The sequence below is a fragment of the Wolbachia endosymbiont (group A) of Bombylius major genome (assembly GCF_947251895.1).
Taxonomy (GTDB): domain Bacteria; phylum Pseudomonadota; class Alphaproteobacteria; order Rickettsiales; family Anaplasmataceae; genus Wolbachia; species Wolbachia pipientis.
Map to the genome: position 1 here is coordinate 174,022 of NZ_OX366395.1, position 26,365 is coordinate 200,386.

24 protein-coding genes and 1 pseudogene are annotated in these 26,365 nt (G+C 35.6%); 19 read left to right on the top strand and 6 right to left on the bottom strand.

What is annotated here, in order from left to right:
* Window positions 1-56 precede the first annotated feature (56 nt).
* From OPR49_RS00840 to OPR49_RS00865, 6 genes are read right to left on the bottom strand one after another with little or no spacing between them, the layout of a single operon-like run.
* Complete coding sequence (locus OPR49_RS00840) at window positions 57-2,138, bottom strand: AAA family ATPase (protein WP_265027165.1); 2,082 nt, start codon at window positions 2,136-2,138, stop codon at window positions 57-59.
* A 35-nt stretch (window positions 2,139-2,173) separates the two neighbouring features.
* The gene (locus OPR49_RS00845; RefSeq protein ID WP_265027166.1) at window positions 2,174-3,358 is read right to left on the bottom strand and encodes a helicase RepA family protein; all 1,185 of its coding nucleotides are present in this window, start codon (window positions 3,356-3,358) and stop codon (window positions 2,174-2,176) included.
* Window positions 3,355-3,846, bottom strand: a complete 492-nt coding sequence (locus OPR49_RS00850) for a hypothetical protein (protein ID WP_065095312.1) — start codon at window positions 3,844-3,846, stop codon at window positions 3,355-3,357. The genes OPR49_RS00845 and OPR49_RS00850 overlap by 4 nt, the downstream gene beginning before the upstream one ends.
* 32 nt (window positions 3,847-3,878) lie before the next feature.
* Window positions 3,879-4,685, bottom strand: a complete 807-nt coding sequence (locus OPR49_RS00855) for an AAA family ATPase (protein WP_065095313.1) — start codon at window positions 4,683-4,685, stop codon at window positions 3,879-3,881.
* Window positions 4,686-4,708: 23 nt separating this feature from the next.
* Complete coding sequence (locus tag OPR49_RS00860; protein WP_065095314.1) at window positions 4,709-5,521, bottom strand: ATP-binding protein; 813 nt, start codon at window positions 5,519-5,521, stop codon at window positions 4,709-4,711.
* A 52-nt stretch (window positions 5,522-5,573) separates the two neighbouring features.
* Complete coding sequence (locus OPR49_RS00865) at window positions 5,574-6,062, bottom strand: sigma-70 family RNA polymerase sigma factor (RefSeq protein ID WP_065095315.1); 489 nt, start codon at window positions 6,060-6,062, stop codon at window positions 5,574-5,576.
* A gap of 251 nt (window positions 6,063-6,313) precedes the next feature.
* Between OPR49_RS00865 and OPR49_RS00870 the strand changes: the two genes are divergently transcribed.
* From OPR49_RS00870 to OPR49_RS00955, 19 genes and pseudogenes are all read left to right on the top strand, one after another.
* Window positions 6,314-6,997, top strand: a complete 684-nt coding sequence (locus tag OPR49_RS00870; protein WP_265027167.1) for a hypothetical protein — start codon at window positions 6,314-6,316, stop codon at window positions 6,995-6,997.
* Window positions 6,998-7,022: 25 nt separating this feature from the next.
* On the top strand, window positions 7,023-7,319 hold the full coding sequence (locus OPR49_RS00875; protein WP_265027168.1) for a hypothetical protein: 297 nt from the start codon (window positions 7,023-7,025) through the stop codon (window positions 7,317-7,319).
* An 18-nt stretch (window positions 7,320-7,337) separates the two neighbouring features.
* Window positions 7,338-14,537 carry a Tc toxin subunit A-related protein gene (locus OPR49_RS00880; RefSeq protein WP_265027169.1) on the top strand — a complete coding sequence of 2,400 codons (7,200 nt, stop codon included), beginning with the start codon at window positions 7,338-7,340 and terminating at the stop codon, window positions 14,535-14,537.
* A 1-nt stretch (window position 14,538) separates the two neighbouring features.
* Entirely contained in the window at window positions 14,539-16,488 is a 1,950-nt protein-coding gene (locus OPR49_RS00885) for a DUF4815 domain-containing protein (RefSeq protein WP_265027170.1), read from the top strand.
* A 20-nt stretch (window positions 16,489-16,508) separates the two neighbouring features.
* Window positions 16,509-17,705: a hypothetical protein gene (locus OPR49_RS00890; protein WP_265027171.1), complete on the top strand. Its 1,197-nt coding sequence runs from the start codon at window positions 16,509-16,511 to the stop codon at window positions 17,703-17,705.
* Between the two features lie 5 nt (window positions 17,706-17,710).
* On the top strand, window positions 17,711-17,896 hold the full coding sequence (locus tag OPR49_RS00895; RefSeq protein WP_264328512.1) for a hypothetical protein: 186 nt from the start codon (window positions 17,711-17,713) through the stop codon (window positions 17,894-17,896).
* Window positions 17,893-19,368, top strand: coding sequence for a hypothetical protein (locus OPR49_RS00900; RefSeq protein WP_265027172.1), 1,476 nt, complete (start codon window positions 17,893-17,895; stop codon window positions 19,366-19,368). Before OPR49_RS00895 ends, OPR49_RS00900 begins: the two co-directional genes overlap by 4 nt.
* 6 nt (window positions 19,369-19,374) lie before the next feature.
* The gene (locus OPR49_RS00905) at window positions 19,375-19,935 is read left to right on the top strand and encodes a hypothetical protein (protein ID WP_065095397.1); all 561 of its coding nucleotides are present in this window, start codon (window positions 19,375-19,377) and stop codon (window positions 19,933-19,935) included.
* Window positions 19,928-21,109, top strand: coding sequence for a phage tail sheath subtilisin-like domain-containing protein (locus OPR49_RS00910; RefSeq protein ID WP_265027490.1), 1,182 nt, complete (start codon window positions 19,928-19,930; stop codon window positions 21,107-21,109). The genes OPR49_RS00905 and OPR49_RS00910 overlap by 8 nt, the downstream gene beginning before the upstream one ends.
* A gap of 13 nt (window positions 21,110-21,122) precedes the next feature.
* Window positions 21,123-21,434: pseudogene (locus OPR49_RS00915) on the top strand (phage major tail tube protein); the annotation flags it as partial.
* Between the two features lie 58 nt (window positions 21,435-21,492).
* The gene (locus tag OPR49_RS00920; RefSeq protein ID WP_265027174.1) at window positions 21,493-21,858 is read left to right on the top strand and encodes a transposase; all 366 of its coding nucleotides are present in this window, start codon (window positions 21,493-21,495) and stop codon (window positions 21,856-21,858) included.
* A 17-nt stretch (window positions 21,859-21,875) separates the two neighbouring features.
* Window positions 21,876-22,187, top strand: a complete 312-nt coding sequence (locus OPR49_RS07525) for a transposase (protein ID WP_406833429.1) — start codon at window positions 21,876-21,878, stop codon at window positions 22,185-22,187.
* A 93-nt stretch (window positions 22,188-22,280) separates the two neighbouring features.
* Entirely contained in the window at window positions 22,281-23,153 is an 873-nt protein-coding gene (locus OPR49_RS00925) for an IS982 family transposase (protein ID WP_265027175.1), read from the top strand.
* Window positions 23,154-23,196: 43 nt separating this feature from the next.
* Entirely contained in the window at window positions 23,197-23,472 is a 276-nt protein-coding gene (locus OPR49_RS00930; protein WP_406833421.1) for a phage tail protein, read from the top strand.
* A complete protein-coding gene (locus tag OPR49_RS00935; RefSeq protein ID WP_265027176.1) occupies window positions 23,469-23,678 on the top strand; it encodes a tail protein X in 210 nt (69 codons plus the stop codon). Before OPR49_RS00930 ends, OPR49_RS00935 begins: the two co-directional genes overlap by 4 nt.
* A 1-nt stretch (window position 23,679) precedes the next feature.
* Window positions 23,680-24,624 (top strand): contractile injection system protein, VgrG/Pvc8 family, encoded by a 945-nt coding sequence (locus OPR49_RS00940; protein WP_265027177.1) that lies wholly within the window; start codon window positions 23,680-23,682, stop codon window positions 24,622-24,624.
* Window positions 24,625-24,671: 47 nt separating this feature from the next.
* Window positions 24,672-25,205 carry an ankyrin repeat domain-containing protein gene (locus tag OPR49_RS00945; protein WP_265027178.1) on the top strand — a complete coding sequence of 178 codons (534 nt, stop codon included), beginning with the start codon at window positions 24,672-24,674 and terminating at the stop codon, window positions 25,203-25,205.
* Window positions 25,206-25,207: 2 nt separating this feature from the next.
* On the top strand, window positions 25,208-25,429 hold the full coding sequence (locus OPR49_RS00950) for a hypothetical protein (RefSeq protein WP_265026768.1): 222 nt from the start codon (window positions 25,208-25,210) through the stop codon (window positions 25,427-25,429).
* Between the two features lie 15 nt (window positions 25,430-25,444).
* Window positions 25,445-26,356: a patatin-like phospholipase family protein gene (locus tag OPR49_RS00955; RefSeq protein WP_265027179.1), complete on the top strand. Its 912-nt coding sequence runs from the start codon at window positions 25,445-25,447 to the stop codon at window positions 26,354-26,356.
* The last annotated feature ends 9 nt before the right edge of the window (window positions 26,357-26,365 follow it).

A 26,365-nucleotide genomic window follows, 5' to 3' on the forward strand; every position in this document is an offset into this window, starting at 1 on the left:
ACATTATATTTTCATTATACTAATAATAATTAACATTGTATATTATCTTTCCCATATTATTTCTCAGAGTTATGTAAGACCCATACATCCCTATTTTCCACAGGTAGAGTCGCTCCATTGTTTGGTACAAGATAGTAATCTGGTTTTACCAATACATACTGATTTTCAGCAATTTTTAGCTCCATGTCTTTTACACATAGGTAACCATGCTTCGATCTTGTGTTTGATAATCCATATTCATCACACTTCTTGAAAAATTTTATATGACCTATCATTGCAAGATTACTAATTCTTTCACGAATGCTACGATCACTACCAAGTCCGAACTTTCCTTCAAAACACTTTGCAAAGCTAGATGCAGTATATACTTCTCCTCTATACGCTTCATTAGAGATTAACTCTAAAATTATATCACATCTTCTTAGACGTTCTAAATCCAATTTAGTATTATAGCTAGACCTTACTATTCTTTCTGAATTTAATGTATCATCAGATTGTACAAACGCACCGTTATGCCAATAAAATGAAATCTTTTCTTCGTTAGATGCAGAATAATTTGACTTCTTACGGCAAAGTACTCGTTCATTACCAGAAGCATCAGCTTTATCTGGCTTTGACAAGTACCAACGAGATCTTACTGTATTATTCCACGCAGTTGAACCACCTGTACCTGTTTTACGTATTATTCCTGAATCAGAAGGATGAGCACATAATAATACAGCTCCTTTTATTACTTTCACTATTTTTCCACAACAACTTTGAATAAATTGTCTCACATGAGAGCGATTGTTTTCATTGCCACCAAATAAGTCTGCTGCTGTATCTAAAACTACTAGCTTTGGTTGAAACAATTTAATATCTTCAAGTAATTCTTCAAAGCAATGAGTTAATTTACCTATATCTTTGTTATCAAATATCATGAGTAGATTATCTTTCCACACTCTCGATAAAAAGCCAATATTATCATGAAAGTCACAGGATTCCATATCTAACTGATATAATCTATTTATAGCACACTGTCTTCGCCACAGCTCTTCTGTATCATCTTCACAAAATACACCATATGTCTTCATCTGCTCAATTTCCATTCCCAACCAAGATTTACCTGTGCTCGCTGCTGTCATTAGTTGTTGAGCAAGTAGAGACTTTCCCATACCACCATCACCGTAGAGAGCCGTAACACTTCCAATAGGAAGCCAATCTTTAACAATCCATTCTCTTTCTGGAGCAATATTAGCCCAAGCTCTGGTATCTATTCTCAACGATTTTTTTGAAGGAGCCTTTTTTGTACTAAGGATGAACTCTTTAACATTTACACCTTCTTTCACGCAATCAGCAGCGTCCCAACCCTTTGGTTTATCTTTAGGTATTTCCAAAATGCAAAGTTCTTCAACTCCAAGACAAGTAAGTTTCATAGCAGATTTTTCAGCGTATTTCTTACCTGCTTCATCATTATCTGGCCATATAATAATGTGTTTACCTTTAAGTGGAGTCCAATCTGTTTTTTCAATAGGTGCATTTGCTCCAGACATTGCTGTTGTTGCAGTTATTCCTTTCTCTATCAGCGCTTCTGCACATTTTTCTCCTTCAACAAGAATAACTTTATCGGACTTCAAAATACCTGGAATATTATAGAGTGGCCTTATCTTCGGTGCACCAAAGTCGGACTTTTTTATATCAAAAGGAAGATATCGCTTCCCATTATCATCATCGTAACGATAGATTCTAACAATAGCTTGGCCGTTTTCACCGTAATAATCCCAATATGCAGTTGGACTACTTGAAGTTTTGAAATGACCAAGCCACTCAGCTATAGAAGCCATTACTTCAGGAAACTCTATTCTTGTACTTTTTCTATTTACTCCCGCCCAAAGGTCGATAATGTCACCACCTTCTCCTGTTGCAAAATCATGCCATAGGCCAGCTTCACTACCACTTAATTCTACTACTAGACTCTTTCCTTTATCACCTTGTACATTGCCTACATAAAACTTATCACCACGAAAAGTTCCTCTTGGTAATAGATATGAAAGGCATGATCTGATATTTAACAGAAGCTGAGCTTTAAGTTGTTCTTTTTCTACTAACGGTGCATTTTTTCGTGGAGCTGCAGTATTAAAATCACAATAGATACCCATAAAATCTCCAATATATTTAAAGTTTAGAAATTTGGTTAAGCTGTGGCTATCCAGCGTCCGTTAACCATGTTTATGAATTTTGTTGGTATTGGTTTGCCGTTTTTAAGTTCGTACATCAATTGCAGAGTATTCCTTTCTGGCCTAAATATCATTACTCCAGATGTATATAAACTTCTTAAAACATTAGCACCACTCAATGCTTGAAATGGATTCTTTTTTAACGTGGTTGTTGACACTTTTTTTGTGTAATGTGTAACTATTACTCCAGCCGTAGGATTAGTTATAGAGCGTAGTTCATCAATACTATTTTGCAGAAAAGAGATCATACTCCTATAATCAAAAACAGAGTCTATTACTATAAGATCAACTGTTTTTACATCGAGATTTTCCGACATAATTTCCTTTATTTTTTCCACATTCAAAGTTAACTGTACTTTTTTAGTAATAACTAAGTTTTCTGTTCCTTCATCAAGGATTTTCTTGCTGATTCTTAGCTTCTGTAAGCGCTCTCTTATGTAATCATATTCCATTTCATTCTGTAGATAGAATATCTTAAGTGGCTTTGCAGGCTTCATACCAAGAAATGATACTCCAGCAGCTAAATGTACTAACATGGAAAGTAGAAAATTACTTTTTCCTATTTTTGGAGTTCCACCTATGACCAAAAGACCACTTGGAGTTAGAATTCTTGGGCCTATTATATCTTTTGGCATTGGTGATTTATCATTCAAGTAATGCCTTGCTGAAAACGATGTAATTTTATGTTTTGTTGTGTTTTCTTTAGTATTTAACCACTTCTTAGCGGAATTTATATCACCTTTCACTAAAGTCCAAAGATCAATGATATCACCACTAATTCCTTTAGTAAAATTATGCCAATTTCCAGCTTCTTTACCCACTATTTTAACTGTAATCATATCCCCGTCACAGTTGCCAACATAAGTCCTCTCTCGATAAAAATTACCGCTTGGAATTAGGTAAGGTACACACTCCTTAATATTATCAATCAATAATCCTTTTATTTCCTTTCTCTGCATAAAACCCCCATACATACTTTTCATACGTTTAGAGCTGAGATTAGCTAGCTCACAAACAGTTTCAAAAGACTCTGAATCAAACCATTTAATTGCTTCTTTCTTTAGCTCTAGATTTTTTCCTGCTGCATCTTTGATAGCTCTCTCAATTACAGCAATCCAGAGCTTCTCTTCGTCGTACTTCAAAATGGCAACCAATCAACTTCAGATTGTTCTGGAGTAATAACCGTAGCAATCTTGTTCTTTTCTCCATACCGATCAGCTTCAATACCAACTTTTGCAGTAAACTCTACCCCGTTAAAGTCAGCTATAGAGTTGACTTTTCTAGCAATAGCTGCTTTTTCTGAAGTGTCATTTGAATGAATGTTCCGTGCTGACTCCAAAATACTTCTAAGCATAGAACGACCAGATTCTCCCCAAGTATCTTCTCCTTCAACTCTTGCTTTGCCACTTTTAATACCAATTACTTGAAAAATCTTGCGTTTTGCATATGGACCTTCAGTGACAGTAAATTCAACGTTTAAATAGATGCTGCCAGTAGTGTAGCTTTTCGTGAACCAATTTTCATAACCTCCTGGTTTAATTGCCATTTTTACCTTGACTATTGTACCTTTTGGTATTAAATTACTCTGTAATTTTGCAGTATTAAAATCAGTTAAAAAATCTGTTAGCATATTGTTCCCTATAAATTAAGTAAAAAAAAGAATCAACTCCATTGGTCTACAAGTTTCCAACGACCATTTATCTTATCGACAAGCTTGCTTGCCACACGTTCACCATTTCGCAGCTCAAACACTATTTGACGGGTAGTGCTTTCTTCATCATGAGCAAACATCACCATGCCAGTGCTATAAAATCCACGTAAAGATCCAGCACCGCTTAGGCCTTGAAATGGATCTTCTTCCAGCATCTTTTTGGATAGTTTTTTTGTGTGGTGGGTAAGGATTATACCTGCATCTGGATTAATAATGTTCCTCAGTCTTTCAAGCGTTTTTTGCAAAAAGAATAGCATAGCGCTGTTGTCATTTTCATTACCATATTCACTTGAGTTAAAAATGTTACGAAGAGGATCAATTGCAATAATATCAGGTTTGAAACGCTCTTTAACGGTGCTTTTGATCTCATCTATTTCTTCACTGCTGAAAGATAATTGCACTCTTGGCGTGATAATTAAGTTATTGGCAGCTATATCCAAAAGTTCTTGGTCGAATGTCAGTTGCTGTAAACGCTCTTTCATGTATTCATACTCAATTTCAGTTTGCATGTAGAAAATTTTCATAGGACGACTAGGAGTCATACTGAGAAATGAAACTCCGGCAGCCATGTGAATCAACCAGGAAATAAGAAAATCACTCTTGCCAATCTTAGGTGGGCCACCCAGTACCAATAGACCTCTTTTAGTTAGAATCCTTGGTGCGATTATATCTTCTGGTATTGGCGATTGATCATTCAAATATTCTTTCACACTGAAAAAGGGAATTTTTTGACCGATATTGAAAAAGCTTTGTTCCATAATAATTATTCTCCAATTTTTAATTAAGCAATAGGAGCCAAAGTTTTGGCTTTAATTTTCGCAAGTAATTTACCCAAATGTGGTTCTTCAACCATATTCAGGCAGCCACTTCGATCTTTAGCTGGGTATCCCCAAGTATTAATAGTCTGACAGATAAATGAACGTACTTCTGTGCCATTATCTTTCTTAATTCCAACCATGCTGATCACCTCATCAACAATACCTGGAATCTCACTAGCAGTTTTAGCTCCTTCACATTGAGGTAGCCAAGTTGGACGATTGCAGTCATCGAGATATTGACCTAATGTGCCAACTATGATGATGTCTTTATCTCTGATATGTTGAAACTGATTGAGCCAAGCCATCATCTCTTGAGCAAGTAACCCATAAGCAGCTCTTTTGTCTTCTTTTCCCGATCTATCAGAAAAACACTCAGGTTGCATCCTTGCCCATAAAAGACATAAACGTGAAGCAACGGTTATACTATCTACAAAGATGCATCGGTATTTAGAAGTCTCAGAAAGAAGATCTTTATACTTGCCAGATACATGTTCATGGTGTTTTTGACTGTATGCTTGGTCAGATTTCAGCGCAGGGTTTGGACCACCAATTAGGCAGGCAATATCCCGAGCTTGATTCCAAGTACGAACACTAATTGAATCTCCCTGCCAATCTTGAACAGCAAGCAGACCTGCTTCAAAGTCAAGACATAGTGTTGGTTCACTTATAGTCTTTAAGAGGCTGGTTTTACCAATACCGTAAGGACCAAAAATTACTACTTTTATGCCTGTAGTTGTTTTCAATCTTTCATTATTGTTTAAAATTTTAAAAGTCATTTATTCACCTCAATGGTATATGTTATATATTCAGGAAAGGTAGAATTTATGTTCAATTTTTCTTTTTGCTCTTGTAGTAGATGGAAGAGAGTTTTATACGTATTTTTCTTACCATAGTATTTAAAGTAGTTCTTGATATGTTGTTCATCTTAGCAACTTCATATAAGTTAAAGTACTTGAGTTGTTCGCATATCTTTTGCATCTTTCTTGGTAGCGTTGAAATCATGTAATCTACATCAGTACGTTTTGCTACTTCATCTTCAAAAGCTTCTGTTTTCTCAATATTGACGTAGTTATTAATGTTGCGTTTAATACATAGTTGTTTCTCCAATAAGTTATTGGCACGACGTTCAGTTAATCTTGCTACAAAAGTGTTAAAGCTACCTTTACTTTCATCATATCTATCAAGATAAGTCCAAATTTCACAGAAAAGTTCTTGCTCAAGATCTTCATGAGTTTCATGAGCAAAGCATTCAAAAAGTTTTAATCTCTTAGCTTGATACCGTATATTTTGAACAACTATGGCAGTTTTTAGTTTCATAACTTTTCCCTAAAACAATTAATGCTTTAAGGATGAGAACTTATAGGTGCACTTTGTAGGACAGGAGCAAAAATAAATAATACAGATGCAATTTTTAACCTATTGATATTCTATTGTTTTTTTTCGAGAATAATACAGTTCGATTTTTAAATAATACTGCAACAAAAAATTAGGCAAAAATTCATTTTTTTTGGACAAAAATTTTCCAAATCCTGAATATATATTATATAAGCCTTTCAAACTCATCACAGGTGTCAATTCTTACACAATCAGGAAGAGCAGCAATAGCAGCCAGCATAAAAGAGCAAGTTATACATCTTGCTTGGGGTAGTGGTGATGCCAATTGGGAAAGTAGCCATCAGGTCGAAAAAGTTTTTATTGAGGGTGAAATAGCTCTAAATCACCATACTATTAAAGATGTAAGGGTTTTTACAGGACAAACAACTTATCAGCCAAGTATAGATTATATAGTTGATAGCAGTACTGGTGTAATTAAACGTACGGGAAATAGCTCTATCAGGGCAAATAGTGCAGTTACTGTAGAATATAGTGAAAGCACACCACCAGAGCTGATAACTTCTGAAAAACTGCTCAATGAGCTTGGCAGACGTACTGCGAACGAAGTGCTCTTCTGCACAGGTGATGAGAATGGAGAGCTTTTGACCCCTTCTGGAAGGTTTAGGCCCTCAAATGTACCAACTAATAATCTCTATCTTAAATTTACTTTCGATTTCACGGACGCAGCAAATCAAGTGATAAGGGAATTAGGGGTTATGGTTGGTACTAAAGTAAAAGAAGGGTTACCTAGAGGACAAAGATATTTTGAACCAAAAGACGTGGAAAATCCTGGAATCTTATTAGTTTTAGAACACACCGTACCACTTATCAGAACTGCAGCAACCCGGGAAACATTTGCCTTTGTAGTAACATTTTAAAAAATTTATGAAAGGAAAAAAAGAAATGACAAATGATGCGCTTATTCGTTTACAGAAGATGGGACTTGATGATTCCACTGCTGAGCAGCTACTGAGTTTTAAAGACGATGAAAACTTCTTATATGACTCAGTGTTTAAAATTACTGACTTATTCGAAGATAGATTTGTCGAAGCAGTAAAAGATACATTTTCAGAGAGTACAGCACGGGATATCTACCAAAAAGCTACAGCTAGAAAGAAATTTATCTCAATTTACATGGCAAACGCTAGGAACATCTCTGAGCCTCATTATCGAGCTCAACGCTGCTGCAACATACATTGAAAATTTATAGGAGAAAAAATGCAAATACCAAAAATCTTTAATACCGACGATTACAATCAATGTGAAAGTTGCCAATCGGTACTTAGTCCTGCAGCTTATCTGGTTAAATTATTGGAAATAGTTGATAAATATGAGCAGCCACCTAAATTACTTAAAAAACGTCGTCCTGATCTCTACGATATTAAACTCGATTGCGACAATACCAACAAGGAAAAGCTATATCTTGAAATTGTCAATGAAATAATGGAGAAAAATCTAAAACTTACGCTTAAAGAAGATGATGTCCTATGTAAGCTTGCAACTGCCAAATATCCTTTTAATCTTCCAGCAAATTTTCCGCTAATGAGTATACGTGCTTACCTTAAGAAGCATAAGACAAGCTTAGCAGAGATATATAAAATACTGATTGAAAATGCTGACACTGATGCAGAATTTTTGAGTCTTTCTCCAGAAGAATACGAAGTAACTACGTCTGATAATAAGACAGAAGCTTATTTAAAAGAGGTATATGGAATAAAAGACGGGAAAATAGATCAATTGAAAAATGTTGATAAATTCATTGCACAAACAGGTATAGAGCATGATAAGCTTCAACCATTACTTGATAGCTATAAAGGTGCAAAAAAACTTACTATTACAGAACAAACTATAAATAATCTTGATAATCAAGCACTGAGCTTTCTACATCGCTTCATTCGTTTAGCAAACAAACTTGATTGGTCATTTGCTGAATTAACTCAAGCACTAAATGGGAGTAAAATTGATCAGAAAAAAATAGCAAAGATTAAAAATCTACAAGAAAGATTTAAGCAACCTTTAGCTAAGATATTTGCATTGTATGCTGATAGTTTACCAGAGAGTGTATCAAGTAAAATTGACAGTCTACCAGAATTTAAAGCACTTTTAAGTCAAAAAAGCCTCAAAGATCTAGCTGCTACAGCAAGTAATTATAGCGCATTGCAAAATATTTTAGAAGTAAACAGTAATGAATTAACTGCTTTGATTAACTACCACAATGATCAAGAGGTATTCGGAGAAAAAATTTTAAAAGTATACAAACAAGTTCTGCTTGCAAGATTAGTAAACATACCAATAGCAGAGCTCTTATCACAATTAAAGATAGAAGGAGTAAATCAAGACAATGTAGTTGAGTTTAATGATTGGCTAACAAAACATGCAATTACGACAGAGCAAATACGCAGATTGATTGATCCTGCCTCAAGCAAGCAACTTGCAGAACAATTGCACAATTCAGTACAAGGAGTAAAAGATCAGCAAAGTTTCTATAACGAGGTGTATAAGTTTGTAGGTAATATTCAACCTGAAATACTAGATGCTATTTATACATTTACTGCTGATCCAGAGAATCCGCAATCATTTTCAGACAGAGGATTTTTAGAAAAGTTTCTTCATAATATAGATGTATTTACAACATTAAAATTTGAAGTAGAGAGTATTGCAAATTACAAGAGTGCATATGGAGGACAAGAAACCTGGTCAATTGAGCAGATCAAGACTTTAGCAAACTATAGAACACTAAAGGGATTATATTCTAAGTTGCCAGAATACATAAGCTGGCTATATGGAAATGACTACAAAAGTGACAAAATAATAGAAAAAATGGTTCAGCTAACTGGTTGGAATCAAGATACGCTAGAAGCTATTAAAGAGGTCAAAATATTTAGGCCATGTTTTGAGAAGCAAGATCCAGTAGGCTCTCTGATGAAGATTAAACCTCTCATGGATATAGCTGGTATTAACGTCAAAGTTCTACTAAAGCTCAAGGATTTATATAATTTAAAAGTAAGTGGAAATGATGAGTGGAAAAAATACACTGATGTTGCTCGAGATTTGGAGCTCATTACTGAAGAAGACGAAGGATATTTAGCAAGAGAAAAGCGGGATATTCTCGCAAGGTACATGATACATATCAATCAAGACCTGAAAAACATGAGGGATCTCTATGGATTCTTGCTGATAGATGTTGAAATGAGTGAATGTTCAAAGATTTCGCCGATTAAAGCAGCACTAAATAGTGTTCAGCTATACATTCATCGCGCTATGATAGAAGAAGATATAAAGGTTGATGAGAAATTCACTGAAGAAAAATGGAAATGGCTGTCCAGTTATCGGGAGTGGGAAGCAAGCAATAAGATAAAATTATATCCAGAAAACTACTTAAATCCAACATTACGTAAAATTGTTACTCCAGAGTATAAGAAACTACAAAACACGCTCATGCAAGGAAATATCACCGATGAAGGAGTAAGTGATGCATACATGAAGTATTTTGAAGATTTTGAGCAAGTAACTAGTTTAAAAATAGTTGATAGTTGTTATGAAAAAGTAGAAGGAAAAAATACTTTATATGTTATTGGTCGCACCCTTGCTCAACCCTATGATTATTATTACCGCACAGCAATATTTGATGAAGAAAACCAAAAGATACTTTACTGGACTGCGTGGGAGAAAGTAGAGGCATCGATTCCAGTTGAAACAATAACCCCAATACATGCATTCAACAGATTATTTATATTTTGGGTGCAACAAATTGAAAAAAGTGAAAATAACGAAAAAAGAATCGATGCAACGATTAATTACATCTTTCAAAAACCAAGCGGAAGTTGGACAGCACCACAGAAGCTTGCAAGTGATATTAAAATAGATCCAGTTGATGAAGCAAAAGAATTATACTGGAAGAAAGTAGCAGCTTTTTATCTAAAAGAAAAGGATGGAAATGAGAGACGAATAGTCATTGTTATTGGTAAAACAAAATTTGATGATAATAAACCTTCATCTAATTTATTTACTCTTGATGAAGATTTAGTTGCTAGTGAAAATCAGAAAGGAAAGTTTATTAATGATTTTACTTATTTACATGATACTGTTAAATTAAATAAAAAGGGTATCTCACAATATGACACAAGAGCTATAGTTGGTAACAAAGTTATTTTCTTCGTAGGCCAAAGCCCACAAGTAGAGATTTACAATGATGAAAATAAGACCTTCAGCACTCATACTGTAAGTGTTGCAAGATATAATGTAGCAGTTGCAGTAGCAGGAAAAAGTGCTATTTTCTTTGGGGGTTATAAAGACTATAATTCACCTTCCTCACAAGTAGATATTTATGATGATGGGAAAACTGATGCAAACAAGTGGACAACTCATACCGTGAGTGTTGCAAGATGTGACGTAACAGTAGCAGTAGTTGGTAAAAAAGCCATTTTCTTTGGGGGTAAGATAAGTGGTGGTCAAAACTCTGCACAAGTAGATATTTATGATAGTGAAAGAGGAAGTTGGACTACCCATACTGCAAGCGAAGCAAGAGAACATGTATCAGTAGCGGTAGTAGGCAATAAGGCTATTTTCTTTTGCGGTAATAAAAGTAATGGTCAACGCTCTGCACAAGTTGATATTTATGATAGTGAGAAAGGAAGTTGGATGACCAAGACTGTAAGTGTTGCACGAACAAATGTAACAGCAGCAGTGGTTGGCAAGAAAGCTATTTTCTTCGGTGGTCACATAAAGGTACCGTCCTCAAAAATAGATATATACGATGATGAAACTAGAAGTTGGTCAAGTCATACTACTAGTGTTGCACGATACTATCCGGCAGTAGCAGTAGTTGGTAAGAAAGCTATTTTCTTCGGGGGTTATACAGGTGAAGGCGGATATTTTCGAAACATAGATATTTATGATGATAAAACTAGGAAATGGTCAACTCATACTACAACTAAAGCACGAAAAACTTCAGTAGTAGCAATAGTAGGCAATAAGGCTATCTTCTTTGGATGTGAGGACAGTGCACAGGTCGATATTTACGAAGATCAGGAAGATTACGGAAATTGGTCAACTCACACTACAAGCAATGTACGAAAAGATGTAGAAGCAGCAGTAGCAGGAAACAAAGTTATTTTCTTTAGCAATTTGGGAAATATAGATATTTATGATAATGAAATCAATACATGGAAAGTGATTAAAACTCCTATGGAAAAATGGTGTAGCCATATTATTCAAGGTAATAAAGTAACACTAATCGGCTCTGAAGGATATGGTAATGCAGTCAAGCATTTAATAGGAGACAGAATTCAGTGTCCATCTTACGATGTAATCGAGAATAGTTATCAACTTAGTTTACAAGAAACCAAAAACATCTTTGAGACCAATATTACCAATAAAGAAGGTAATGCTAAACTTTTATATGAAAACGATCCCTCAAAACAATTAGCATTATTAGGTAATTTTAAAAAATCCCTATCGCAACAAGTAATCAATAAACCTGGATGGCTTATTGTTGAAGGTAACTTAGAGCGTGAAAATATTCGTGAGTCGTTTTTGGTTTTACCTAAAGATTACGATCTACCTGCAATTAGTGAGCAATCAACTTACAAGATAAACAAAAGTGAAAATAAGCTTGAGTTTGAATATGATGGTAAAAGCCAAAAATCTAACTTTCAAGATATAAAATTCTCTTTTACGAGGTTAAACATCACCGGCAATGTTCGCCATTTACGTCAAAAAGCTTATGCTGGTGGGCCAAAAAGTATTTTAACTCTAAAGTCACAGAAAATAGAACAACTTCCATTTTCAAGATTTAATCCAACAGATAGTATCTCTCATCGTCCAAGTGATACTTTGGACTTCAGTGGCGCTTATGGCCTTTATCTATGGGAAATATTTTTCCATATTCCAATGCTGGTTGCTTGGCACTTGCACAAAGAACAGGACTTTGCTACAGCAAGGAAATGGTATCAATATATCTTTAACCCTACCAATAATAATAAAGAATGGCAGTTTTTGCCTTTTGAAAAGCATAACAGTGATAATATCGTTGAGTCGATAAATGATACTCAAACTGCTGAAGAACTGGCAATTGATCCATTTGACCCATACACCATTGCAAAACAACGTACCACTGCATTTGAAAAGTATATCATCATCTCCTACATAGATAACCTCATTGATTGGGGAGATATGCTCTTTGCTAAGGGATCTTGGGAAGCATTAAATCAAGCTACGATGCTGTATATCAGAGCTTGGGATTTACTTGGCCCAAAACCTATTAAAAAAGGAAATTTTTCAGTTCAACCTCAATCCTTCAGTGAATTAAAAGACCATGATTTATTGAAAATGGAAACAGAACTACCAGCTGGTTCACAACTCGCAGTTCAATCTGATGAAGCTCATGATCTTATCAAATACAGCAATTACTTCTGCACACCTGAAAATAAGAGCTTTATTGGTCTATGGGATAAAGTTGAAGATCGCTTATATAAAATAAGACATTGTTTAGATGTTAGAGGAAAAAAAGCAGTATTACCTTTATTTCAACCACCACTTAATCCTAAGCAATTAGCAGCAGCAACTGGCAGTTATTCTCTAGCACTACCAGAGGTGAAGCTAATACCACATTATCGCTTCAGTAAAATGGTAAGTTATGCAAAATCGATAGTTGAAACGGTGATAGAATTTGGCTCAGAATTACTTGATGTTCTGGAAAAGAGAGACGCTGAGTCACTGACTATTCTTTACAACAAACAAGAAGGAATAATCAGTAATTTAATCTCATCGGTTAAAGAAAAGACCATAGAAGCCTTAAAGAAAGAAAAAGATGCACTGAGTGCAAGTTTAAATAATGCTGAGGAGCGTGAATCGCATTATGAAAGTTTAATCAATGCTGGACGTTCATACCATGAAGTGAAAGGAATCTTATCATATTCTGAAGCAACTTCAACAAGACTTGGAGCTTGTGGTATATTTGGAGCTGCAGCATTAGCACATTGGATACCTACAGTATTTGGTTTTTCTTTTGGTGGTGCTAAACCTGGCTTTTCTACACAAACAGGAGCAGATTTTCTGACTACTCTAGCAGATATTAAGAAAGAAGGTGCAGAATTATCCAATATCATAGCAAGTTATCAAAGACGTGCTGAAGATTGGGATCTACAGAAAAAATTAGCTGCCTGTGATGTGAAGCAGATCAACCACACAATAGAGGCAAATCAAATTAATCAAACCATTGCTGAGCAAGAATTAAAAGTACATAAAGAGTCAATCAAGCAAAACCAGGAAAAAAGAGAATTCTTCGAAAGTAAATTTACAAGTAAAGAGCTCTATGACTGGATGAAAGGGCAAATAGCAATAATATATTTCCAAGCTTATAAGATGGCTTTAGAGATGGTAAAACAGGTGGAAAAAACTTATCAGTATGAGTTGAATAACGATAGAGTATTTGTTACAGCAAGCTCTTGGAACAGCTTAAAAGAAGGATTACTTGCAGGTCATAGCTTGAAGTTTGCTCTTGAGCAAATGGCCAAAGAGTATCTTGATAATAATGAAAGAGCTCTGGAGATTACTAAAACAATACCTCTAAGTCCTATTGCAATCAATGAGTTAAAAACTCAAGGAAGCTGTAAGTTTGCATTAACAGAAAAAATGTTTGATCTTGATTTTCCAGGTCATTATTGTCGTAAGATTAAAAGTATAAGAATTACTATTAAAGCAGAAGTTGCTCCTTATCAGGATATTCATGCTACATTGCAACAAACAGCCAACAGAGTAGTACTGAAACCTGAGATTGAGGCAATAAGGTCATTACTCGATGAAAATAATGAACTCAGTGATAATCAATCATTAAGAGTAAACTGTAATACAAATCAGCAGATAGCAATATCAAAAGGAAACCAAGAAGATAGTGGATTATTCGAATTAAACTTCAATGATGAACGTTATCTACCATTTGAAGGTACAGGGGCGGTATCTGATTGGATTTTAGAGCTACAAAATACTGAAAAAGTTTCTGATGTGATTATACATCTTGATTATACTGCATTTAACGGAGGAAAAGAGTTAAGTAACAAAGTAAAAGCTCTGCCGAAGCTAAAGTACTATTACGACATGTTGGCAGTGAAGTTAAGTGAGGTAGATCAAGAAAAGTGGCAAAGATTTAAACAATCAGGAGAGTTTAAGTTTAAACCCTCTTTTTCGACTCGAATCAAAAATCCAGAAATTGATTTAAACGGTGTTTATCTCGTACCAAAAATAGCAGATGGGAGTGAGGTAAATATAAAACTGGGTAATAACGGTTGGGATAAGGATACTCATAAAGTCACTGTAACTCAGCTGGAGAATGATTGGGTCATTAAAGCAACTAATGCGAATAAAATAGAGGAGATTACGGTGATAATCCCTTATAAGGCTGAAGTCAATTGGAAGTAACATGAGTTTAAACGGCTATTACAATCGCTTTGATCCTGACAAAGAGTACGAAAAAAGCTTATTCCTGGCAGGAAGGGGTTTACAGTCAGCAGAATTAAACGAGACTCAAGAGTATGCTCTTTTCAAGCTCAAAGGCATAGGAGATGCGATATTTCGTGATGGTGATGTTATAACAGGAAGCAATTGTATCATAGATGGGGAAACCGGCGAAGTCACACTTGAATCGGGAAAAATCTATCTTCGTGGAGCGGTGAGAAAAGTAGGGGGAAAAAGATTTATTATTCCACTGAATACCACAGTTCGCATCGGTGTTTTTTTCGCCCTATCCACTATTACAGAATTAGAGGATGAGAATCTTCGTGATCCTGCAGTTGGTACACGTAATTATCAAGAAGTAGGGGCAGCAAGACTTAAAGTTTCCACCATTTGGGGTTATCAAGCAGAGAATGTTTCTCCCACTTTTTCTACTGATGGAGAATTTTATCCAATTTACAACATTGAAAACGGAGTATTAATAGAGCATTCACCGCCACCACAAGCAAACATAGTAACCACAGCGCTTGCTCGTTATGACAAAGAGGCAAATGGTTCCTACGTCGTAAATGGGCTAGAAGTGATGTTCCTCCACAAAGAAGAAAAGGGAGAAGAAGGGGTAAAAAAGGGTAAAAAAGAAATATTTGTGATTAATGAGGGCAAAGCTCATGTTGATGGTTATGAAATTGAGTTACCTCATAGTATTCGTGTTTCTTTTGATGAAGATCCAGATATAAAATCAGTTGAATCAGAACCACATACTTTTCAGCCAAATAGCCAAAGAGTAATGGAACTAAAAGTTAATGATTTTCCAATAAGTGAAATCAAAAAAGTAGATATAACTGTTCAAAAAACATTTGCCGTTACTCATGGTTCATACTCTGGAGCTGTTGATCCGATACCTGACTCTGCGGTACTTGAGATTATTCAGATAAAGCAAGGAGACGTTATTTATGAAAATAGTGCAGATTATAAACTAAACGCAGGAAACATTGATTGGTCATTACCGGGCAAAGAACCAGCACCTGGGAGTAGTTATCAAATAACCTACCGCTTTCGCACTCATGTGAACCCTGAAGATATAAATGAACAAGGATGTAAAGTAAGGGGAGCAGTTGATAATAGTTTGGTTTTAGTTGATTATACCTGGAAAATGCCCCGTTATGATTTAATCACCATAGACGCAAAAGGGGTAGTAAGGAGAATAAAAGGAATTGCCCACCCTTGGAAACCATCAATGCCAAAAGCACCTAGCGGACAACTTTTACTCTGCTACATTCATCAGACGTGGAAAGATGGGGAAAAGGTGAAAGTAATGAATAATGCTATCCATGCTGTACCAATGAATGAGCTTGAAGCAATGAAAAGGGGCATAAATGATCTTATGCTACTTATTGCAGAGGAACGTCTACGTAATGATGCAAATTCAAGGGATCCAACAGCAAAAAAAGGAGTATTTGTAGATCCATTCTTTGATGATGATATGCGCGATCAAGGAATTGTTCAGTCTGCAGCGATAGTAAACAAGGAACTAATTTTACCGATAAACGTAGAAATTATTGATGTTGAAAGAGGTGAAGAACCTTATTTATTGCCATATAAACTTGAGCCGGTACTGGAGCAGCTTTTACAGACTAAAAGTGAAAAAATTAATCCATATCAGGCATTTGATCCAGTACCGGCAAAAGTTACAATCACCAAGAACATCGATCACTGGACGGAGGTTACCACGAATTGGAAAAGTCCAGTAACCAGAGTATTTAATGTTAAAGAAACAACAGAGCTGCTGTCAAGTACCTCATACGAAACTGAATTTATGCGAGAAGCAACTCAAAATTTTGAGATTGAAGGTTTTGCAACTGGTGAAAAGCTTAAGGAATTAAAGTTTGATGGAATTTTTATTCAACCTCAAGCATAGAAAATATTTGAAAGAAAAACATGATCGCAACATTTATTGCTGATAACAGAGGAAAAATAAAAGGAAGATTTACTGTACCAAGAAACATTCCTGCTGGGACTAAGTTAGTGCAGTTCTTCGGTGATAAAGGCAGTTATGGAGAAGCAACGTATACTGGTAAAAAAACAATTACCATAGAGGAAAGAAGAAGAGTTATCGCAGCAAGAAGAGTTGATCCTTTAGCGCAAACATTTACTCTAAATGAAAGTAGGCACATAGGAGGCGTGGAGCTATGGTTTGTAAATAAAGGCAAAAAACGTGTTGTTGTGCAGATTAGAGAAACAGCAGTGGGAATGCCCTCGCAGACTGTCATTGCTGAAAGTTATATTGAGCCAAAAGATATAAAGATAGATGGCACAGCAACACGTATAGAGTGGTTACCAGTGTTTTGCCATGCAGGACAAGAGTATGCAATAGTGCTACTCACTGATGATGCAGATACTGCAGTAAAAATAGCAGAACTTGGCAAATATGATGCAGTAAATAGCCGCTGGGTAACGAGTCAGCCATATCAAGTAGGAGTATTACTTTCATCAAGCAATGCAAGTACTTGGACACCACATCAAAATTTAGATCTAACTTTTAGGCTTTTAGCAGCGAAGTTCACTGAAAATTCTCACATTATTGATCTGGGAAAAGTTACTGCAAATAATACATCAGACTTAATTGCTCTAACCAACGTAGAAAAAGTAGGTTTTGATACCAATATAGAATTTATCTTAACAGATGAGAAAGGAGAAGAAAACTTTTTATCTGATAATTTGCCGCTTGCACTGCGCGAAAGAATAAATGGGGAATTAACGGTAAAAGCAAGCCTAAAAGGTGGGAAAAAAAGAAGTCCAGTTCTCTACCCAGGATTACAGCTAGTTTTAGGAAATATTTCAGCGTCCGGAGATTATGTCACGAGGAGCATTACAGCAGGATCCAACACTAAGATAACAATTACCTATGATGCGCTGATACCCGGCACTACAGACGTTAAAACTTATGTAGAGAAAAACGTGGGAGAATGGCAATTAGTAGATTTAACAGTAGGAAAACCTATTGGAGACAACTGGGTGGAAAGAACTCACGTGCTATCAAATTTTAATGGTAATGAGACAAGGATAAAATTGGTTTTAAGTGGAACGGTTGCCTATCGTCCAAAGGTAAAAAACTTGCGGATTGTTATAACATAAAAAAAATGCCAAATGATGAAACGAGGCACGGATATCCTTTGCCGCATCCAGAGAACATAGCTGTAGAAGATGTAGTACGTATACGCAGAGCCATAGAAAAGATAGATGAAGATATGAGTGAAAGAGAAGATGAACTTAAAAATAATTTTGAACGATTTAGATTTGAAACTTTTTTGAATTTTTGGGAATGAAGGAAGCAATAGAAGCATTACACCAAAGGATAAAGGATTTAGCAGCAAATAGTACACCTGATCAATTGGCATATCTTGCAAAATCGCTGGAATTAATAATAGATAAAAAAACTATTTCCAACGTTGTGCAAATGACCACAATAAAAGAAATAATTGATGTACTACAAGGAAGGCTTAAGGATTTAGCAGCAAATAGTACACCAGATCAATTAGCATATCTTGCTAAAGCATTGGAATTGATAGTCGACAAAAGTTCGGTTTCTGAAATTGTACAGATGACAGATGGTAAGCTAAAAGAACTTCTTGATAGTGCAAAAAAACACTTAAGTGACATAAACAGCAATAAAGCAAGCTCTATATCGGCGATAACTGTAGCAAAAACAGAATCTGTAAGTGAAATCAACAAGCTTAGGGATAGTTCCTTAAACACTTTAAAAGCATCATCAGATTCACATATATCGCTACTTGATACTCGTAAAAATACCAATATTGCGGCAATAAATAGTGTTGGCAATGATCATAAAGATGGTCTTAAAGGTTTAGTGGATAACTTTCGTGCTGTTAATGATGTGCCAGGTGGTTCATCGATCATGAAGGAAATAAAAACCAGGGAAGACCAACTAAAAACACTGACAACCAAATTTAACTCCATCAATGATGTGCCTAGCAGTTCATCAATTATGAGAGAAGTGAAAAAGAGGAATATGGTTGAACCAGGGTCATTACCTTTCTTGTTTGGTGTACTTGGCAGAAAAAATAATTACTTTGGCCACGGAACTTTTACAACAGAGCTTGGAAAGTGGAGCAGTGATATAACAAAAACAGACTATATGTTGCAATTACTAGCAGGTAGCCATACATACGATACAGATTACGTTAGTTTTTATCGGCCAAGACAACTAAGTTTTATAGAGGGAAGTAAAGGAACATTTATTTACGGAGAGTTATGCACAAAAAGTTTTTCGGGTAGTTATGATGAGATATACTATTACCCATATGCTGCACTTGGAGTAGTATTTATAAAAAATACAACGAATGTGAACATAAATAAAACAATAGAATTTGTTGGATCATCATACTCTAGTACGGAGTATGGGGGTGCAGGATTATCTGTGGGAACACCAGATAATACCAATGCTAGTAAATCAATAATTTCGAAAATAATATGGAAAAATGTTTACCAATACACGAGCTCTAATAGCAAATTGGCCGGATCTGGCAATGTAGAAATTCCAGCAGGAAAAACAGTTGCAATATTACTTTACACATCATCTTACCTATGTTCCAGAACACAAGTCAGTCAAGGTATGCTTGCATCAAATTATGTATACAACTATGGTCAATTTATCCAGTGGGGAATATATAACATACGTAGCAATTTTCTAACCACGGGGCTTGAAATAGATGTAGAGAGAACGCTAAAAGCTTGGCAATGTCCTGGGTTATCTGAAACTTATGAACTCTGGAGGTAACAAAGAATGTCTATCTACATTAGATTTGAAAATGATAAACAAGTAGAAACAACAACACTTGAAAGCAAGCCAACTGAAAATGATTGGTATGAAGCACCAGAAGATTTTGATTGGCAAAAAAGCTATTGTTTAACAGAAGGAGGAAAAATTGCTCAGCGTACTAAAGAAGATATACAAAAGGAGTTACTGGATAATGCGAAGCTTTGTGCATTTGATAGTATGCGTTTCTATTATGATAATCATACTCACCAATATGCAGGTCATTCTCACCAAAAAGCTAAATCTTATGAGATTCAAGCGGAAGCCGCAAAAAGCATTCTAGCAGCACCAGAATCTATAGATGAAAAGGATAAAGAAATTATAGAACCTTTAGCAAAAGTCCGTGGTATTACGGTTATTGAAATGGCAAGAATAATTGAGGAAAAAGTGAAAAAAGCAGTAAAAGCAATAATTAAATGTGAAGAGCTTGAAGATTTAGCCAAAAGAAAGATTGAAGAAGCCGAAAGTGAAAATGAGCTACAGACTTTGCTAGATGATTTCAGGAAAAAAATACAAAGAAATGGCTGAAGAATTTTTACATGGCGTAAATGTTATTGAGGTAACCTCAGGAGCAAAGACAGTACGTACAGCTAAATCATCAGTGATAGGTGTAATTGGTACTGCACCTGAAGCAGATGAGCAAAAATTTCCGCTAAATAAACCAGTGTTAGTTGCAGGAAGCTTAAAGGAAGCAGCAAAGCTCGGAAAGAGTGGCAGTTTACCTTCTGCAATAAATGGAATATTTTCCCAGATTGGTGCAACAGTTATAGTAATTAGAGTTGAGGAAAGTAAAAATATTGATCTAAAGTTGAAGGAAGAAGAAACAACTGCAAATATCATTGGTGGAGTTGATGAAGAGACTGGAGAATATCAAGGAATTCAAGCATTCCTCAGCAGTGAAAGTATAGTTCATGTTGCGCCAAGAATACTCATTGTTCCCTATTTTACTCACCAACTACCAGAAGATGGCAAAAATCCAGTAGTTGCAGCATTAATTTCTATAGCAGAAAAGCTGAGAAGCATAATAGTAGCAGATGGGCCAAATACTAATGATGAAGAAGTAATAAAATGGAGAAAAAGTGTAGGCAGCTCAAGAGTTTATGTTGTTGATCCGTGGGTTAAGGTATTTATTGAAGGAAAAGAAGAAACTTTGCCATCTAGCCCATTTGTAGCTGGTTTAATAGCAAAAGTAGATAGCGAACAAGGATTTTGGCATTCGCCTTCAAACAAAGAGATAAATGGTATTGTTGGAACAAGCAGGCCTATTGATTTTACGCTCGGTAATACAAATTGTAGAGCAAACCATTTAAATGAAAATGAAGTAACAACGATAATTCATCAAAATGGCTATAGGCTTTGGGGCAATAGAACATGTTCAAGCGACTCGAAATGGGCTTTTCTATCAGTGAGGCGTACTGCAGATTTAATTAACGATAGTTTACTTCGAGCTCATTTATGGGCAGTTGATCGAAATATTACCAAAACTTATATAGATGATATAATTGAGGGGGTGAATTCTTATTTGGCCAATTTAAAAGCCCAAGGAGCTATTATCAGCGGAAAATGTTACGCAACTTCAGAATTAAACACACCAGCAAACATCGCAAGCGGAAAAGTATATTTTGACTTTGAGTTTACACCACCATATCCAGCAGAACAGATTACTTTCAGGTCACATCTTGTGAGTGGTACAATATTATAAAAAGGGGAGAAAAATGTTACCGAAGATTTTAAAGAATTTTAATGTATTCGTAGATGGCCGGGGTTATGCAGGAAAAATAGATGAAATCACCCTGCCAAAACTTACCATAAAAACTGAAGAATATAGAGCTGGTGGTATGGATATTCCAATAAATATTGACATGGGCATGGAGAAGCTTGAAGCTGATTTTACTTTTGCTGAGTATGACAAAGAACTCTTCAGGCTCTTTGGTTTAATCTATGGGAATTCAGTAGCTTTAACAATTCGTGGAATGATGCAGGGAAGCGGAATTTTTGGTTTTGAAGGAGTAATTATCAACCTTAGAGCCTGTCTTCAAACTAAGTAGAAAGGAGTTAAGAAGTGTGTTATAAGATATATTTTAAATGTACCCAAGCGATATAAGTGACAAAGAATGGAAGATAATAGAGCTATATTTTGAACCTAAAAAGACCGGTAGACCAAGAAAACATAATATTAGAACGATTATTAACGCAATCCGCTATGTGATGAGAACAGGATGTCAATGGAGACAACTACCTAAAGATTTTCCACCATGGAAAACCTTGTATAGTTGTGATTCGCGCTTGAAAAAAAGTGGAATATGGAAAGAAATTCACGATTTTCTAGTTAAAAAAATAAGAAAGATAATTGGTAAGAATGAAACACCATCAGTGGGAATAATAGATAGCCAATCAGTAAAAACTACTCAAAAAGGGGATCCAGAGGATATGATGCTGGCAAGAAAGTAAAGGGTAGAAAGCGCCACATCGTTGTAGATACTGTAGGTCTTGTAATTGCTGCTGAAGTACAAAGTGCAAGCATTCAGGATCGTGATGGTGCACTAAATCTTTTTGTTCAAGCCAAATGCAAAGCTCCAACATTACATAAGTTTTTTGCTGATCAAGGATACACAGGTAAATTGCAAAACCTCTGCTTATTGGAAACTGGATGTTTATTGACGATTACCAAGAAAATAGTTGATACAGGATTTCAGGTTATTCCCAAACGTTGGATTGTTGAGAGAACCTTTGCTTGGCTCTCCAATTTTAGACGTATGAGTAAGGATTATGAACCCTAGTTATGGATTAAAAACAGATAAAAAGGGAGCTGAGGATAGGAAAAAAGGGTAAACTCCAAGATATTTAATATTGATTTTAAATAGGAGGTACCCATGAAAGAAAAAGTAACAGAAATCTTTTGTATAGTCGATGATTTTTGCAATGGAGTCGATGAAAATTTTGCAGATAAACTTCTGCCAAGGAGTAAAAAACTTACCAGAGTAGGAAAAATTAAGCATTCAGAGATCATTACAATAATTCTTCTCTACCACCAGTCTCGATGTGAAAATTTTAAGGCTTTTTACCTTTATTATCTTCAATCACTCTACAAATCCGAGTTTCCAAAGCTACCTTCTTATCATAGATTTATTGCGTTAAAACCTAGAGTTCTGTGGTACTTGGCATTACTTTTACAATGGTTCTGCGAGCAAGCAAAAATGACCGGAATTTCATACATAGATGCCACTTCAATAGCAGTTTGCCATCCCAAAAGGATTTCAAGAAATAAGGTTTTTAAGGGATTAGCAAAGCTAGGAAAGACTACTTATGGATGGTTTTTTGGCTTTAAATTGCATCTGGTGATTAATCAAGTAGGCGAAATTCAATCACTTACTCTCAACAAAGGCAATGTTGACGATCGGAAACCTGTGCCAAATTTGACAAAAAGACTAGTTGGGCTATTGTTTGGTGACAAGGGTTATATCAAAAAAGAGCTTTTCCAGGAGATGCTTAATAGAGGCTTGAAACTTGTTACTAAAGTGAAAAAAGGGATGAAAAACGTACTAATTTCGCTGAAAGAAAAGATCTTGCTACGGAAGAGATCGATTATCGAAACAGTTTTTGATTACCTCAAGAATAAATTTGAAATCGAGCACACTCGCCATAGATCACCAATAAATTTTTTGGTCCATATTTTTTCTACCCTCATTTCCTACTCCATGAAATCCAAAAAGCCCTCTATTTCTACTCCTTTCTTTGTTGGCTAATCCATAACTAGGGTTAAAGTATAGCAAAGAGAAGCGTTGGAGTGTGGTTGAGTGTATTGGCAAGCAGTTACTACAGAACATTGGCCGAGGAGCAGAAAATATAGACCTAGAAGGGGTTATTTATCTTAATAATTTAAGTGAATTAAAGAATATGAAAGAAGCAGAAGCAAATCAAATACCCCGCACTTTAGTTGATGGCATGGGAAATATTTTGGGACGATTTGTAATTACTCGTTTTGAAGAAAAGCTAACGTCATTTTTCCCTTGCGGGTTGCCAAAAAAAGTTGAATTTAATTTAAGTTTGAGGCGCTATTCATGACTATATATTACTCGACAAAAGAGAAGGACATGTTGGACTATATTTGCTGGGAACACTACGGATTTACTTCGGGAGCAGTAGAAATAGTATTAGAAGAAAACCCTGGACTTGCGGAATATGGAAGCTTTTTACCAGCAGGACTGAAAATTAAGCTGCCTATAATTGAGAAACCTCTACAGAAATCAGTCTTAAAGATTTGGGGATAAGATGCAACCAGAGTTTATCATTGAAGGGTATGAATTAGCAAAAAATCGCTTGGTGTCAATGCATGTTACTGATGAATCAGGGACTATAGAAGATGTGGCTGAAATATGTGTCGATTACAGGGATGATAACATAAAGGTTCCAAAGGAGCTGAAAATTGCTTTAGGATACAAAGAAACAGGAGTAGTACCTATGGGTATATATACAGTTAATGAAATTACGGTGCAGAGTCCACCTAAAACCTTACTAATAAAGGCTCATGCAACAAATTTAAGACTATCATTAAAGGAGAAAGTATCAAAAGAATGGCATCAAATTACTCTGGGTAACTTGGTTAAGGAAATAGCAGAAAAGCACGGATATGGATGCAGAGTTGCAGAAGAATTTGCAAGTGTGTTGATTCCACATATTAACCAAATAGAAGAAAGTGATATAAGTCTGTTAACAAAGATCGCAACAGAGCGTGAAGCAATGGCAAAGCTAGCTGGCGGATATATACTTTTTATTCCAAAAGGCAAAGCAAAATCGGCAACTGGAAAAGCTTTAGGAACAACAGCTATTAGACCTCAAGACACGATAAATTGGAAAGTGCATTTTACCGTAAGCAGGTACAACTCAGTGATTGCAAAATGGCATAGCTATGAAAAAGGTGAAACTATATCAGAAACAGTTGGCTCTGGTAGTCCAAGTTATATTATACAAACGCTTTATTCGAATGCAGAATCAGCACTAAGTGCAGCAAATGCTAAAATTAAACAACTCAAGCGAAATAATGCAGTGTTGGATATCACTATGCCTGGTAATCCAGAACTATTTGCAGAGGCGAAACTTAGCTTGTTAGGGTTTCATCAAGATATAGACGGTGAATATTTAATTGACAGAGCAGAGCATGTGTTAGATAGTTCAGGTTATCGCACTGCATTATCAGCATCTATCAGTAAACGTTAAGGGGAAATCAGTAAAACAAATGTTTAATGTTGAAAAAAGTATTGAATATGAATAGAGACTCAAGAAATAAGCTACACTTTTGGTGGTTTATAGTAACAGTAGTATGTGTTATTATTACCTGTTGCTATATGAAAGCAAAAGCTACAGACAATTATAAAACAATACTGCGGATTGCATCTGAAAATTGTAACTTAGAAATTGTGAAGTTTTCAGCAAATAATCTATTAGATATTAATACACAGATTCCCGAATTAACAGCATTACATTATGCATCCGGTGCAGGATGTTTGGAGGTTGTTAAATTTCTAATAGAGAAAGGAGCTGATATAAACACAGCAAAATATGAAAAATGGACAGCATTACATGCAGCTTCATACAAAGGTAACCTAGAGATAATTAAACTTTTGTTAGAAAAAGGCGCAAACCCTAACATTAGAGACACAGATGGAAAAAATCCAAGAGATGTAGCTGTACTAAGATCACGGCACAATAAAGATAAACCTTACAGGGAAATCATTAAGCTACTTGCAGAAGCAGAGGATCAGAATAAATCCGAAAATAAGCTATTATCGGCAATATAAACATGCAAAATCAAAAAATCCCAATTACGGTAATTATTACCATGTTAATCCAAACCGTAGCAGTAATCTGGTGGTTGGCCAAGCTCGATTTACGGGTGCACATCCATGATAAATTTATAGAAAAAAACCAAGGACTAATAGAAATAGTCTATCGACTTGAAGAGAGAGTGAAAAACCTCACTCAAGAAGTCAATGAACTTGAAGCCATTCACAAACAAAAATAATAACTAAGTTTCACAATGACAAAGTATATCTTATCCGTTGACGGCGGAGGCATAAGAGGCATCATACCGGCCATAATATTAGCAGAAATAGAAAAGAGAGCAAAGAAACCGATTGCTGAAATCTTTGATCTTATGGCAGGAACCTCAACAGGTGGGATTGTTGCAGCAGGTTTATGTACACAAAAATACTCAGCTAACGATTTAGTTGAACTCTACGAAAAGTATGGACCATATATCTTTGAATCATCATTCTGGAGAAGGTCAATCGCTTCTTGGCTAAATGGTGCTCAATACTCATATAAAAACATAGAATTCATTCTCGATAAATACTTCGGCAAAAGTACTATTGCTGATGTTTCAAGTAATCTACTGCTTACCAGTTATGACATTCACAATAATTGCCCATTTTTCTTCAAAAGCTGGAGAGAAGACAGAAACTTTATTAAACTAAAAGACGCGCTCAGAGCTACAACAGCTGCACCAACCTATTTCATACCAAAACGTCTAAAAATTAACCAGACAGAACGAATATTAGTCGATGGCGGGGTATTTGCCAATAATCCAGCTGCTTGTGCATATGCAAGTGGCAAGAGGTTGTTTCCAAATGATGATATTGTACTGGTATCAATAGGTACTGGAAGAACAAATAGAAGTATAAAGTATGCTAATTCAAGGAGATTTGGAAGAATAGGGTGGATAAAACCACTACTACATGTGATGTTTGCTTCAAGTTTAGATGCAATAAACTATCAGCTCGATCAAGTAATAGGCGACAAATATATAAGAATACAATCACAACTGAAAGTAGCATCAGCTGAGATGGATAATATTACATTCAAAAATATTAAATATCTGCAGCAAGAGGCAAATACAATGATAGAGGACAACCAGGAATTAATAGATAAATTCTGCGATATCGTATCTTAGAACCTGTCT

Excerpts from the sequence above, each read along its gene's own strand:
- OPR49_RS00920 (WP_265027174.1), top strand. The coding sequence starts at position 21,493 with ATGTACCCAAGCGATATAAGTGACAAAGAATGGAAGATAATAGAGCTA.
- OPR49_RS00935 (WP_265027176.1), top strand. The coding sequence starts at position 23,469 with ATGACTATATATTACTCGACAAAAGAGAAGGACATGTTGGACTATATT.
- OPR49_RS00950 (WP_265026768.1), top strand. The coding sequence starts at position 25,208 with ATGCAAAATCAAAAAATCCCAATTACGGTAATTATTACCATGTTAATC.
- OPR49_RS00850 (WP_065095312.1), bottom strand. The coding sequence starts at position 3,846 with ATGCTAACAGATTTTTTAACTGATTTTAATACTGCAAAATTACAGAGT.
- OPR49_RS00860 (WP_065095314.1), bottom strand. The coding sequence starts at position 5,521 with ATGACTTTTAAAATTTTAAACAATAATGAAAGATTGAAAACAACTACA.
- OPR49_RS00940 (WP_265027177.1), top strand. The coding sequence starts at position 23,680 with ATGCAACCAGAGTTTATCATTGAAGGGTATGAATTAGCAAAAAATCGC.
- OPR49_RS00885 (WP_265027170.1), top strand. The coding sequence starts at position 14,539 with ATGAGTTTAAACGGCTATTACAATCGCTTTGATCCTGACAAAGAGTAC.
- OPR49_RS00865 (WP_065095315.1), bottom strand. The coding sequence starts at position 6,062 with ATGAAACTAAAAACTGCCATAGTTGTTCAAAATATACGGTATCAAGCT.
- OPR49_RS00895 (WP_264328512.1), top strand. The coding sequence starts at position 17,711 with ATGCCAAATGATGAAACGAGGCACGGATATCCTTTGCCGCATCCAGAG.
- OPR49_RS00840 (WP_265027165.1), bottom strand. The coding sequence starts at position 2,138 with ATGGGTATCTATTGTGATTTTAATACTGCAGCTCCACGAAAAAATGCA.
- OPR49_RS00900 (WP_265027172.1), top strand. The coding sequence starts at position 17,893 with ATGAAGGAAGCAATAGAAGCATTACACCAAAGGATAAAGGATTTAGCA.
- OPR49_RS00855 (WP_065095313.1), bottom strand. The coding sequence starts at position 4,685 with ATGGAACAAAGCTTTTTCAATATCGGTCAAAAAATTCCCTTTTTCAGT.
- OPR49_RS00925 (WP_265027175.1), top strand. The coding sequence starts at position 22,281 with ATGAAAGAAAAAGTAACAGAAATCTTTTGTATAGTCGATGATTTTTGC.
- OPR49_RS00880 (WP_265027169.1), top strand. The coding sequence starts at position 7,338 with ATGCAAATACCAAAAATCTTTAATACCGACGATTACAATCAATGTGAA.
- OPR49_RS00890 (WP_265027171.1), top strand. The coding sequence starts at position 16,509 with ATGATCGCAACATTTATTGCTGATAACAGAGGAAAAATAAAAGGAAGA.
- OPR49_RS00910 (WP_265027490.1), top strand. The coding sequence starts at position 19,928 with ATGGCTGAAGAATTTTTACATGGCGTAAATGTTATTGAGGTAACCTCA.
- OPR49_RS00945 (WP_265027178.1), top strand. The coding sequence starts at position 24,672 with ATGAATAGAGACTCAAGAAATAAGCTACACTTTTGGTGGTTTATAGTA.
- OPR49_RS00905 (WP_065095397.1), top strand. The coding sequence starts at position 19,375 with ATGTCTATCTACATTAGATTTGAAAATGATAAACAAGTAGAAACAACA.
- OPR49_RS00955 (WP_265027179.1), top strand. The coding sequence starts at position 25,445 with ATGACAAAGTATATCTTATCCGTTGACGGCGGAGGCATAAGAGGCATC.
- OPR49_RS00875 (WP_265027168.1), top strand. The coding sequence starts at position 7,023 with ATGACAAATGATGCGCTTATTCGTTTACAGAAGATGGGACTTGATGAT.